At 58.2% G+C, this 12,714-nt stretch carries 12 protein-coding genes; all 12 read left to right on the forward strand.

Annotated elements, in window-relative coordinates:
* Positions 1-184: 184 nt before the first annotated feature.
* A complete protein-coding gene (gene leuS, locus OHJ17_RS18040; protein WP_004147581.1) occupies positions 185-2,767 on the forward strand; it encodes a leucine--tRNA ligase in 2,583 nt (860 codons plus the stop codon).
* A gap of 14 nt (positions 2,768-2,781) precedes the next feature.
* Entirely contained in the window at positions 2,782-3,372 is a 591-nt protein-coding gene (gene lptE, locus OHJ17_RS18045; protein WP_002894693.1) for an LPS assembly lipoprotein LptE, read from the forward strand.
* Positions 3,372-4,403 carry a DNA polymerase III subunit delta gene (gene holA, locus OHJ17_RS18050; RefSeq protein WP_002894692.1) on the forward strand — a complete coding sequence of 344 codons (1,032 nt, stop codon included), beginning with the start codon at positions 3,372-3,374 and terminating at the stop codon, positions 4,401-4,403. Before lptE ends, holA begins: the two co-directional genes overlap by 1 nt.
* On the forward strand, positions 4,396-5,046 hold the full coding sequence (gene nadD, locus OHJ17_RS18055) for a nicotinate-nucleotide adenylyltransferase (RefSeq protein WP_032432800.1): 651 nt from the start codon (positions 4,396-4,398) through the stop codon (positions 5,044-5,046). The genes holA and nadD overlap by 8 nt, the downstream gene beginning before the upstream one ends.
* A 72-nt stretch (positions 5,047-5,118) precedes the next feature.
* The gene (locus OHJ17_RS18060; protein WP_004191320.1) at positions 5,119-5,748 is read left to right on the forward strand and encodes an adenosylcobalamin/alpha-ribazole phosphatase; all 630 of its coding nucleotides are present in this window, start codon (positions 5,119-5,121) and stop codon (positions 5,746-5,748) included.
* Positions 5,749-5,970: 222 nt separating this feature from the next.
* A complete protein-coding gene (gene rsfS, locus OHJ17_RS18065) occupies positions 5,971-6,288 on the forward strand; it encodes a ribosome silencing factor (protein ID WP_002894623.1) in 318 nt (105 codons plus the stop codon).
* A gap of 3 nt (positions 6,289-6,291) precedes the next feature.
* Positions 6,292-6,759, forward strand: a complete 468-nt coding sequence (gene rlmH, locus OHJ17_RS18070; RefSeq protein WP_002894620.1) for a 23S rRNA (pseudouridine(1915)-N(3))-methyltransferase RlmH — start codon at positions 6,292-6,294, stop codon at positions 6,757-6,759.
* Between the two features lie 27 nt (positions 6,760-6,786).
* Positions 6,787-8,688: a peptidoglycan DD-transpeptidase MrdA gene (gene mrdA / locus OHJ17_RS18075; RefSeq protein ID WP_002894617.1), complete on the forward strand. Its 1,902-nt coding sequence runs from the start codon at positions 6,787-6,789 to the stop codon at positions 8,686-8,688.
* Positions 8,688-9,800, forward strand: a complete 1,113-nt coding sequence (mrdB, locus tag OHJ17_RS18080; protein WP_002894613.1) for a peptidoglycan glycosyltransferase MrdB — start codon at positions 8,688-8,690, stop codon at positions 9,798-9,800. The genes mrdA and mrdB overlap by 1 nt, the downstream gene beginning before the upstream one ends.
* Positions 9,801-9,811: 11 nt before the next feature.
* Positions 9,812-10,960 (forward strand): endolytic peptidoglycan transglycosylase RlpA, encoded by a 1,149-nt coding sequence (gene rlpA / locus OHJ17_RS18085; RefSeq protein WP_004147579.1) that lies wholly within the window; start codon positions 9,812-9,814, stop codon positions 10,958-10,960.
* A gap of 138 nt (positions 10,961-11,098) precedes the next feature.
* Positions 11,099-12,298, forward strand: a complete 1,200-nt coding sequence (gene dacA / locus OHJ17_RS18090; protein ID WP_002894539.1) for a D-alanyl-D-alanine carboxypeptidase DacA — start codon at positions 11,099-11,101, stop codon at positions 12,296-12,298.
* Between the two features lie 112 nt (positions 12,299-12,410).
* Positions 12,411-12,674, forward strand: coding sequence for a DUF493 family protein YbeD (gene ybeD / locus OHJ17_RS18095; RefSeq protein ID WP_002894474.1), 264 nt, complete (start codon positions 12,411-12,413; stop codon positions 12,672-12,674).
* The last annotated feature ends 40 nt before the right edge of the window (positions 12,675-12,714 follow it).

The following is a 12,714-nucleotide window of genomic DNA, read 5'->3' on the forward strand; positions in this document are numbered from 1 at the left end:
TTATTCCTCTCCCGCTGTGTCTGACAAGCCACAGAGTCGCGAAATAATCTGCGCAGCTTTTGCCGATGTTGATGTGCGAAAAGCTGTTTTGACGTGGGCGTTTGGGCTATGCTATGCCGATCTGAAATAACACATCCATTGGCTACACTTTGTAGCTGTATTGAAAACAGGACCACTGGCTGCCATGCAAGAGCAATACCGCCCGGAAGAGATAGAATCGAAAGTCCAGCTTCACTGGGACGAAAATCGTACATTTGAAGTAACTGAAGACGAGAGCAAAGAGAAGTATTACTGCCTGTCGATGCTTCCTTATCCTTCTGGTCGACTACACATGGGTCACGTGCGTAACTACACCATCGGCGACGTGATTGCCCGCTACCAGCGCATGCTGGGCAAAAACGTCCTGCAGCCGATCGGCTGGGATGCGTTCGGTCTGCCGGCAGAAGGGGCGGCGGTGAAAAACAACACCGCGCCAGCGCCGTGGACCTACGACAACATCGCCTACATGAAAAACCAGCTAAAAATGCTGGGCTTCGGCTATGACTGGAGCCGCGAGCTGGCGACCTGCACCCCGGAATACTACCGCTGGGAGCAGAAGTTCTTCACCGAGCTGTACAAAAAAGGCCTGGTGTACAAAAAAACCTCCGCAGTGAACTGGTGCCCGAATGACCAGACCGTGCTTGCCAACGAACAGGTTATCGACGGCTGCTGCTGGCGCTGCGATACCAAGGTCGAGCGTAAAGAGATCCCGCAGTGGTTTATTAAAATCACCGCCTACGCCGATGAACTGCTGAACGATCTGGATAAGCTGGACCACTGGCCGGACACCGTGAAGACCATGCAGCGCAACTGGATCGGCCGTTCGGAAGGGGTAGAAATCTCCTTTGACGTCAACGACTACGCTGACAAACTGACTGTCTACACCACCCGTCCGGACACCTTTATGGGTTGTACCTACCTGGCCGTCGCGGCGGGTCACCCGCTGGCGCAGCAGGCTGCGGCGAATAATCCGGCGCTGGCCACCTTTATCGACGAGTGCCGCAATACCAAAGTGGCCGAAGCCGACATGGCGACGATGGAGAAAAAAGGCGTCGATACCGGCTTTAAAGCCATTCATCCGCTGACCGGTGAAGAAATTCCGGTCTGGGCGGCAAACTTTGTGCTGATGGAATACGGCACCGGCGCGGTAATGGCCGTTCCGGGTCACGACCAGCGCGACTACGAGTTCGCCAGCAAGTACGGTCTGAACATTAAGCCGGTTATCCTCGCTGCCGACGGCTCCGAGCCGGATCTCTCCGAGCAGGCGCTGACCGAGAAAGGCGTCCTGTTTAACTCCGGCGAGTTCAGCGGTCTTGATTATGAAGCGGGCTTCAACGCCATTGCCGACAAACTGGCTGCCATGGGCGTGGGCGAGCGTAAAGTTAACTACCGTCTGCGCGACTGGGGCGTATCCCGTCAGCGCTACTGGGGCGCGCCGATCCCGATGGTGACCCTGGAAGATGGCACCGTGCTGCCGACCCCGGAAGATCAGCTGCCGGTGATCCTGCCGGAAGACGTGGTCATGGACGGCATCACCAGCCCGATCAAAGCCGATCCTGAATGGGCCAAGACCACCGTCAACGGCCAGCCGGCGCTGCGCGAAACCGACACCTTTGACACCTTTATGGAATCCTCCTGGTACTATGCGCGCTACACCTGCCCGCAGTATCAGGAAGGAATGCTGGATTCGAAAGCGGCCAACTACTGGCTGCCGGTAGATATCTACATCGGCGGTATCGAACACGCCATCATGCACCTGCTCTACTTCCGCTTCTTCCATAAGCTGATGCGCGACGCGGGCATGGTGAACTCCGATGAGCCGGCGAAACAGCTGCTGTGCCAGGGCATGGTGCTGGCTGACGCGTTCTACTATGTGGGCGAAAACGGCGAACGTAACTGGGTTTCCCCGGTTGACGCCATCGTTGAGCGCGACGAAAAAGGCCGCATCGTGAAGGCCAAAGACGCGGCGGGCCACGAGCTGGTGTACACCGGCATGAGTAAGATGTCCAAGTCGAAAAACAACGGCATCGACCCGCAGGTGATGGTTGAGCGCTACGGCGCGGATACCGTGCGTCTGTTCATGATGTTTGCGTCCCCGGCGGATATGACCCTCGAGTGGCAGGAATCTGGCGTTGAAGGGGCGAACCGCTTCCTGAAACGCGTCTGGAAACTGGTCTACGAGCACACCACTAAAGGAGAGGTTGCGGCACTGAACGTGGCGGCTCTGAGCGAAGATCAGAAAGCGCTGCGTCGCGATATCCACAAAACCATCGCCAAAGTGACCGATGACATCGGCCGTCGTCAGACCTTCAACACCGCCATCGCGGCAATTATGGAGCTGATGAACAAGCTGGCGAAAGCGCCGCAGGAAGATGAGCAGGATCGTGCGCTGATGCAGGAAGCTCTGCTGGCGGTGGTGCGTATGCTCAACCCGTTCACTCCGCACGCCAGCTTCACCCTGTGGCGTGAGCTGAACGGCGAAGGCGATATCGACAACGCGCCGTGGCCGGTGGCGGATGAGAGCGCGATGGTGGAAGACAGCACCCTCGTCGTCGTCCAGGTCAATGGCAAAGTTCGTGGTAAAATTACCGTTGCGGTAGATGCAACTGAAGAGCAGGTTCGCGAGCGCGCCGGCCAGGAACATCTGGTGGCGAAATATCTCGACGGTAAAACCGTGCGTAAAGTGATTTACGTTCCGGGTAAACTGCTCAATCTGGTCGTTGGCTAAGCGCGGGAGGAAGCGTGCGATATCTGGTAACAATGTTGTTATCTCTGGCGGTGCTCGTCACCGCCGGCTGTGGCTGGCATTTGCGTAGCACTACCAAGGTGCCCGCCACCATGAAAACCATGATTTTCCAGTCGAGCGATCCGAACGGCCCGTTAAGCCGCGCGGTACGTAATCAGCTGCGTCTTAACGGCGTGGAACTGATCGACGCCAGCACGCTGCGTAAAGATGTCCCTTCTCTGCGCCTCGATGGCTCGTCGATTCAGAAAGATACCGCATCGGTGTTCCAGGATGGTCGTACGGCGGAGTATCAGATGGTCATGACCGTTCATGCCAGCGTCCTGATCCCGGGTCACGATATCTATCCGATTACCACCAAGGTCTATCGGTCGTTCTTTGATAACCCGCAGGCGGCATTAGCGAAAGACGCCGAGCAGGATATGATTATCCAGGAAATGTACGACAAAGCGGCGGAACAGCTGATTCGTAAGCTGCCAAGCGTTCAGGTAGCGGATGTTGAAGCAACCCAGCAGGAAGAGAAACCGGTCGCCAGCAGCGCGGCGCCGGCTTCCTCGGGTAACCGCGTCTCCACCACGCTGGGTCAATGATGATTCGGTTGTACCCGGAACAGCTCCGCGCGCAGCTCACTGAAGGGCTGCGCGCGGCCTATCTGCTGCTTGGCAACGATCCCCTGCTGTTGCAGGAAAGCCAGGACGCCATTCGCGAAGCTGCTGCCGCGCAGGGCTTTACCGAGCACCATACTTTTTCAATCGACAACAGCACCGACTGGCAGGCGATTTTCGCCTTAAGCCAGGCGATGAGCCTGTTTGCCAGCCGGCAAACCCTGCTGTTGATCCTACCGGAAAACGGCCCCAACGCGGCGATCAATGAACAGCTCGCCACGCTGGTTGGCCTGCTGCACGACGACCTGCTGCTGATAGTTCGCGGAAATAAGCTGACCAAAGCCCAGGAGAATGCCGCATGGCTCACCGCCCTGGCTCAGCGCGCCGTCCAGGTCAGTTGCCAGACGCCGGAATACGCGCAGCTGCCGCGCTGGCTGGCCGCCCGGGCCAAACAGCATCAGCTGCAGCTCGACGACGCGGCCAGTCAGCTGCTGTGCTACTGTTACGAAGGCAATCTGCTGGCGCTGGCGCAGGCGCTGGAGCGTCTGGCGCTGCTCTGGCCGGACGGTAAGCTAACCCTGCCCCGCGTTGAGCAAGCGGTAAACGATGCCGCGCACTTTACGCCTTACCATTGGGTCGATGCCCTACTGGCAGGCAAAAGTAAGCGCGTGCTGCACGTCCTGCAGCAGTTACGCCTTGAAGGCTGCGAGCCGGCGATCCTGCTGCGTACTCTGCAGCGGGAGCTGCTGCTGCTGGTTACCCTCAAGCGCCAGGCGACGCACACGCCGCTGCGCTCGCTGTTTGATAAACATCGGGTCTGGCAAAACCGCCGTCAGCTGCTCAGCGACGCCCTCACGCGCCTGAGCGGGGAACAGCTGCGCCAGGCGGTGACCCTTCTGACCCGCGCGGAGCTCACCTTTAAACAGGATTACGGGCACGACGTCTGGCCCGAACTGGAAAGTCTTTCGTTGTTGCTCTGCCACAAAGCCCTGGCGGACGTTTTTATTGATGGTTGATATGACTCAGTTACAGGCAATCTATGGCGGCACCTTCGATCCGGTGCATTACGGTCACCTCAAGCCGGTTGAGATCCTGGCGAATCAGATTGGCCTGAGCAAGGTCATCATCATGCCTAACAACGTCCCGCCGCACCGGCCGCAGCCGGAAGCCACCAGCGCCCAGCGCGTGCACATGCTGAAGCTGGCGATTGCCGATAAACCGCTGTTCACGCTCGATGAACGCGAACTACGGCGCGATACCCCCTCCTGGACGGCGCAAACGCTGCAGGAGTGGCGCCAGGAGCAGGGGCCGCGCAAACCGCTGGCGTTTATCATTGGCCAGGATTCGCTACTGACCTTTCCCACCTGGCACAACTATGAAATCATTCTCGACAATGTCCACCTGATTGTTTGCCGCCGCCCGGGTTACCCGCTGACCATGGCGCAGGAAGCGGATCAGCGCTGGCTGGATCGCCATTTAACCCACGACGTGGAGTCTCTGCATAACCGCCCTTCCGGCGTGATCTACCTGGCTGAGACGCCGTGGTTCGATATTTCCGCGACGATCATCCGCCAGCGCCTTGAGCGCGGCGAGTCCTGCGACGAGATGCTGCCTGCCGCCGTGCTGGATTACATCCGCGAGCAGGGACTCTATTGCTAACCCCAGGCTGGGCCTGGCGCGAAAAAAGCGCTATCGTAACGCCATCTTTTCATCGCCTGTCAGAGCCTGTTCATGAAATTGTGGTTAGTTCGCCATGGCGAAACCGAAGCCAACGTTGCCGGGTTATACAGCGGCCATGCCCCAACGCCCCTGACGCCGCGCGGCGTCGCTCAGGCGCGCGCGCTCGGCGAACGGCTGCGCCTGGCGCCTTTCGATAAAGTATTCTGTAGCGAGCTGGCGCGGACCGGGACAACGGCCGATCTGCTGCTTGGCGACCGCGCTATTCCGCGTGAGCGCCATCCCGCGCTCAATGAGATGTTTTTCGGCGACTGGGAGATGCGTCATCATCGCGACCTCCAGCGAGAAGATGCGGAAAACTATGCCGCCTGGTGTGCCGACTGGCAGCATGCGGCCCCCACCAACGGCGAAAGCTTTCAGAATTTTGCCCGCCGCGTCAGCGAGTTTATCCCAACGCTGACCGACTGCCGCCATCTTGACCATCTGCTGATCGTCGGCCATCAGGGCGTCCTGAGCCTGCTGACCGCCCTGCTGTTGCAGATGCCTGCGGCGGCGATGTGGCACTTTCCCATTGCCCATGGCGCCTGGAGCCTCCTCGAAATCCGCGACGATTTCACCACCCTGCGGGTATTAAATAGCCAGGCCGTCTGGCAGCCGCAAGAAGAATTCCCGCCAGACCATTGACAGGCCAGAGCAGGCTGTTATTCTCCGCTGCCAGGCAGCATCCGCCAAAGCCGGTTTGCAGAAATTGTTTTACAAAAATGGCGATGCAATCCGCGGCGAGGGATGGGATGATAGCCCGCCACGAACGCCTGCCGACAGACATTTCACCCGACTTTTTCATCAGTTCAGGTATACTGTCAGGCTCTTTATGATTATCAATCTTCACGCACCCAGGGGGAACACTTGCAGGGTAAAGCACTCCAGGATTTTGTTATCGACAAAATTGATGACCTGAAAGGTCAGGACATCGTTGCCATTGATGTACATGGCAAATCCAGCATCACCGATTGCATGATTATCTGCACCGGCACCTCCACGCGTCATGTGATGTCTATCGCCGACCACGTGGTTCAGGAGTCCCGCGCCGCCGGCATGCTGCCGCTGGGCGTTGAAGGGGAAGCCGCCGCCGACTGGATCGTCGTCGACCTCGGCGACGTGATGGTCCACGTCATGCAGGAAGAGAGCCGTCGTCTGTACGAGCTGGAAAAACTCTGGAGTTAATGCGTGAAGTTGCAGCTGGTGGCCGTTGGCACCAAAATGCCGGACTGGGTACAGACCGGCTTTAGCGAGTATCTGCGCCGTTTTCCCAAAGATATGCCGTTCGAGCTGGTGGAGATCCCTGCCGGTAAGCGCGGTAAGAACGCTGATATCAAACGCATCCTCGAAAAAGAGGGCGAGATGATGTTAGCCGCTGCCGGTAAGAACCGCATCGTGACCCTGGATATTCCGGGTAAACCATGGGATACACCGCAGCTGGCGCGCGAACTGGAACGCTGGAAACAGGACGGGCGCGACGTCAGTTTACTGGTAGGCGGTCCGGAGGGTCTCTCTCCCGCCTGTAAAGCAGCGGCGGAACAGAGTTGGTCGCTCTCCACCCTCACCTTACCTCACCCGCTGGTGCGCGTACTGGTGGCCGAGAGTCTGTACCGGGCGTGGAGCATCACCACCAACCACCCGTACCACCGTGAGTAATGATGATCAGGGTAGACTAAGCAGCGAATGAAATTACAGAATTCTTTCCGCGACTATACGGCTGAATCCTCGCTGTTCGTGCGCCGGGCGCTGGTCGCTTTTTTGGGGATTTTGCTGCTTACCGGCGTTCTGATCGCCAACCTGTACAATGTGCAAATCGTTCGCTTCGACGACTATCAGACGCGCTCGAACGAAAACCGCATCAAGCTGGTGCCGATCCCGCCGAGCCGCGGCATTATTTACGATCGCAACGGCACCCCGCTGGCGCTTAACCGCACCATTTACCAGCTGGAGATGATGCCGGAGAAAGTCGATAACGTACAGCAGACGCTGGATGCGCTACGCGACGTCGTCGATTTAACCGACGATGACATCGCCGGTTTCAAAAAGGAGCGCGCCCGCTCCCATCGTTTTACCTCGATTCCGGTAAAGGTCAACCTCAGCGAAGTGCAGGTGGCCCGCTTTGCCGTCAACCAGTACCGCTTTCCCGGCGTGGAAGTCAAAGGCTACAAGCGTCGTTATTACCCCTATAATTCGGCGCTGACTCACGTCATTGGCTATGTCTCAAAAATTAACGATAAAGACGTCGACCGCCTGGATAAAGAGGGCAAGCTGGCCAACTACGCCTCGACGCACGACATTGGTAAGCTGGGTATAGAGCGTTATTACGAGGACGTTCTGCACGGTCAGACCGGCTACGAAGAGGTTGAAGTGAACAACCGCGGCCGCGTCATTCGTCAGCTGAAAGAGGTGCCTCCGCAGGCCGGACGCGACATCTACCTCACCCTCGACCTCAAGCTGCAGCAGTATATTGAAACGCTGCTGGCCGGCAGCCGCGCCGCCGTGGTGGTGACCGACCCGCGTACCGGCGCTATTCTGGCGCTGGTTTCAACCCCGAGCTATGACCCGAACCTGTTCGTCGACGGCATCTCCAGCAAAGATTACTCCGCGCTGCTCAACGACCCGAACACACCGCTGGTCAACCGAGCAACGCAGGGGGTCTATCCGCCGGCGTCGACGGTCAAACCGTACGTCGCCGTCTCGGCGCTGAGCGCCGGGGTGATCACCCGCAACACCAGCCTCTTCGACCCCGGCTGGTGGCAGTTGCCTGGCTCAGAGAAACGCTATCGTGACTGGAAAAAGTGGGGCCACGGCCATCTGAACGTCACCAAAGCGCTCGAGGAGTCTGCAGATACCTATTTCTACCAGGTCGCCTATGACATGGGCATCGACCGTCTCTCAGAGTGGATGAGCAAGTTTGGCTACGGCCACTACACCGGTATCGACCTCTCCGAGGAGCGCTCTGGCAACATGCCGACCCGCGAATGGAAGCTCAAGCGCTTTAAGAAACCCTGGTACCAGGGTGACACCATTCCGGTGGGCATCGGCCAGGGTTACTGGACCGCCACGCCGATCCAGATGAACAAAGCGCTGATGATCCTGATTAATGACGGCGTGGTGAAGGTGCCGCATCTGCTGCAGAGCACCGTGGAAGACGGCAAGCCCGTACCCTGGGTCCAGCCCCATGAGCCGCCGGTAGGCGATATCCATTCCGGCTATTGGGAAATCGCCAAAGACGGCATGTACGGCGTGGCCAACCGCGGCAACGGCACCGCGCACAAATACTTCGCCAGCGCGCCGTATAAAATCGCGGCCAAGTCAGGTACCGCTCAGGTGTTCGGCCTGAAGGCCAACGAAACCTATAACGCGCACCGGATCTCCGAGCGCTTGCGCGACCATAAACTGATGACAGCGTTTGCGCCTTATAACAACCCGCAGGTTGCCGTGGCGATGATTCTGGAAAACGGCGGCGCCGGCCCGGCGGTCGGTACGATTATGCGCCAGATCCTCGATCACATCATGCTGGGCGATAACAACACTACGCTGCCAAGCGAAAACCCGGCGGTAACCGCAGGGGAGGATCAATAATGACGGATAATCCGAACAAAAAATCGCTATGGGATAAAATCCATCTTGACCCCACCATGCTGCTTATCCTGCTGGCGCTGCTGACCTACAGCGCGCTGGTTATCTGGAGCGCCAGCGGTCAGGACGTCGGCATGATGGAGCGTAAAATCGGCCAGATCGCCATGGGCGTGGTGATCATGATCGTCATGGCGCAGATCCCGCCGCGGGTCTATGAAGGCTGGGCGCCCTACCTCTATATTTTCTGTATCATCCTGCTGGTAGCCGTTGACGCCTTCGGCGCCATCTCCAAAGGGGCGCAGCGCTGGCTGGATCTCGGTATTGTGCGCTTTCAGCCGTCGGAGATCGCCAAAATAGCCGTGCCGCTGATGGTGGCGCGGTTTATTAACCGCGATGTCTGTCCACCGTCGCTGAAGAACACCGGCATTGCCCTGGTGCTAATCTTCCTGCCGACGCTACTGGTGGCGGCGCAGCCTGACCTCGGGACCTCGATCCTGATCGCCCTATCCGGGCTGTTTGTGCTGTTCCTCTCCGGCCTCAGCTGGCGCCTGATTGGTATCGCCGTGGTGCTGGTCGCCGCCTTTATTCCGATCCTGTGGTTCTTCCTGATGCACGACTATCAGCGTCAGCGCGTGATGATGCTCCTCGATCCGGAAACCGACCCGCTGGGCGCCGGCTATCACATTATTCAGTCTAAAATTGCCATTGGCTCCGGCGGTCTGCGCGGCAAAGGCTGGCTGCACGGCACCCAGTCGCAGCTGGAGTTTCTGCCGGAACGCCACACCGACTTTATCTTCGCCGTCCTCGCCGAAGAGCTGGGCCTGATTGGCGTACTGATCCTGCTAGCGCTTTATATTCTGCTGATTATGCGCGGACTGTGGATCGCCGCCCAGGCGCAAACCACCTTTGGCCGGGTCATGGCCGGTGGTTTAATGTTGATTTTATTCGTTTATGTCTTCGTAAATATTGGTATGGTGAGTGGTATTTTACCGGTGGTGGGCGTACCGTTGCCGCTGGTGAGCTACGGGGGCTCCGCCCTGATCGTACTGATGGCCGGGTTTGGTATCGTAATGTCGATCCATACCCACAGAAAAATGTTGTCGAAAAGCGTTTAAAGGGGTTAGCAATGCGTAAGCAATGGCTGGGGATCTGCATAGCAGCGGGGCTGCTGGCGGCATGTTCGAGTGATGACGTGCAACAAAAAACGGTCAGTACTCCACAGCCGGCCGTCTGTAATGGCCCGACGGTTGAGATCAGCGGCGCCGATCCGCAATATGAAACGCCAAACGCCACGGCGAATCAGGATTATGAGCGCGACGGTAAAAGCTACAAAATCGTTCAGGATCCGGCCAACTTTACTCAGGCCGGTTTCGCGGCGATCTATGACGCAGAACCCAACAGCAACCTGACCGCCAGCGGCGAAGCCTTCGATCCGACTCAGTTGACCGCAGCGCACCCGACGCTGCCGATCCCGAGCTACGCGCGGATCACTAACCTTGCCAACGGACGGATGATCGTCGTGCGGATTAACGATCGCGGTCCCTATGGCAACGATCGGGTCATCTCGCTTTCCCGCGCATCCGCTGACCGCCTGAACACCTCCAACAACACCAAAGTGCGCATCGACCCCATCATCGTCGCGCCTGACGGTTCGCTTTCCGGCCCGGGGATGGCCTGTACCACCGTCGCCAAACAGACTTACGCCCTGCCCGCCCGTCCGAATCTGGACGGTGGGGACGCCGCTGGCATGAGCCAGCCCGCACCCACTGACGTTCGCCCGATCAGCAACAGCACGCTGACGCCGGCAGACAGCGTGGGCGCGCCGGTGAACAGCGGCGGTTTCCTCGGCGCGCCGACGCCCCTGAACAACGGCGTGCTGGAGAGTAGCGAACCAGCGGCAGCCGCCGCGACGGCTCCTGCCGCCGGCGCCACGCCAACAGCGCCAGTGACCGCGCCTGGCTCCATTCAGGGTAATGTGGCGCCCGCTGCGGCCACCGCCGCAGCCGCTGGCGCCGTGGCGGCCTCGTCCTCCGCGACCTCCAGCGCCAGCGGTAATTTTGTTGTCCAGGTGGGCGCAGTAAGCGACCAGACGCGGGCGCAGCAGTATCAGCAGCGCCTGAGCCAGCAGTTTTCTGTGCCAGGCCGGGTCATGCAAAACGGCGCGGTCTGGCGTATTCAGCTGGGTCCCTTTGCTGATAAAGCACAGGCCAGCGCCGTGCAGCAGCGCCTGCAAAGCGAAGCGCAGCTGCAGTCCTTTATTACTCGCGCCAACTAAACGCCGCGGGCCGCCCGTTCACCTCGCGCATGTAAAAGTCATTAACAAACTCATGCGCAATGTCGGATGCTGGCCCGCAGAGCATTTGCTATAGTAAGGCACTTTTTTAACTCCATCACGGATGCCGTTGTTCTGACCATGAAGACCTCTTTCACCGCTCGTTTACTCATTACGGCGCTCTCCGTTGCAGCGCTCTCCTCCGCTGCCCGCGCCGATGACCTGAATATCAAAACGATGATCCCAGGCGCCCCGCAGATTGACGCCGAATCCTGGATCCTTATCGATTACAACTCTGGCAAGGTACTGGCTGAAAACAATGCCGACTCCCGCCGCGACCCGGCCAGTCTGACCAAAATGATGACCAGCTATGTTATCGGTCAGGCGATGAAAGCGGGCAAATTCAAAGAGTCCGATCTGGTCACCGTCGGCAACGATGCCTGGGCCACCGGCAACCCGGTTTTCAAAGGCTCTTCTCTGATGTTCCTCAAGCCGGGCATGCAGGTGCCGGTTTCTCAGCTGATCCGTGGTATTAACCTGCAGTCCGGTAACGATGCCTGCGTGGCGATGGCCGACTACGTCGCCGGCAGCCAGGACGCCTTCGTCAGCCTGATGAACAACTACGTCAACGCTCTGGGCCTGAAAAACACCCATTTCCAGACCGTTCACGGTCTTGATGCTGACGGACAGTACAGCTCCGCGCGCGACATGGCGCTGATTGGCCAGGCGCTGATCCGCGACGTACCGAACGAGTACTCCATCTATCGTGAGAAAGAGTTCACCTTCAACGGCATCCGCCAGCTGAACCGTAACGGCCTGCTGTGGGATAACAGCCTGAACGTCGACGGCATCAAAACCGGCCATACCGACAAAGCGGGTTACAACCTCGTCGCTTCCGCCACCGAAGGCCAGATGCGCCTGATCTCCGCGGTAATGGGCGGCCGGACGTTCAAAGGCCGTGAGTCGGAAAGCAAAAAGCTGCTTACCTGGGGCTTCCGCTTCTTCGAAACCGTCAACCCGATTAAAGCTGGCAAAGAGTTTGCCTCCGAACCGGCCTGGTTCGGCGACAGCGATCGCGCTTCGCTGGGGGTGGATAAAGACGTCTACCTGACCATTCCGCGCGGCCGAATGAAAGATCTGAAAGCCAGCTACGTGCTGAATAACACTGAGCTGCACGCCCCGCTGCAGAAAAACCAGGTTGTCGGCACCATTAACTTCCAGTTGGATGGTAAAACCATCGACCAGCGTCCGCTGGTGGTCCTGCAGGAAATTCCGGAAGGTAATTTCTTCGGCAAAATTATTGATTACATTAAATTAATGTTCCACCACTGGTTTGGTTAAAAATCGAACACTTGAAAGTGTGATTTCCATCCCCATATACTATTCATCCAAGTAACCTGATAACTCCCGCCCTTGGTGGGAGTTATTATTTTGTCGTAACACCGGAGCTGACATGAAAACCAAACTTAACGAACTGCTTGAATTCCCTACGCCATTTACTTACAAAGTAATGGGGCAGGCGTTGCCGGAGCTGGTTGATCAGGTGGTGGAAGTGGTACAGCGCCATGCGCCTGGTGATTACTCGCCGTCAGTAAAACCGAGCAGCAAAGGTAACTACCACTCGGTCTCCATCACCATCAACGCCACCCACATTGAACAAGTGGAAACGCTGTACGAAGAGTTAGGCAATATCGATATCGTTCGGATGGTGCTGTAACCTTTTCCCTGACCCGGCCGCCGTGCCGGGTCTTCTCATT

This window comes from Klebsiella sp. KP20-425-1 (assembly GCF_025813515.1).
Taxonomy (GTDB): domain Bacteria; phylum Pseudomonadota; class Gammaproteobacteria; order Enterobacterales; family Enterobacteriaceae; genus Klebsiella; species Klebsiella pneumoniae.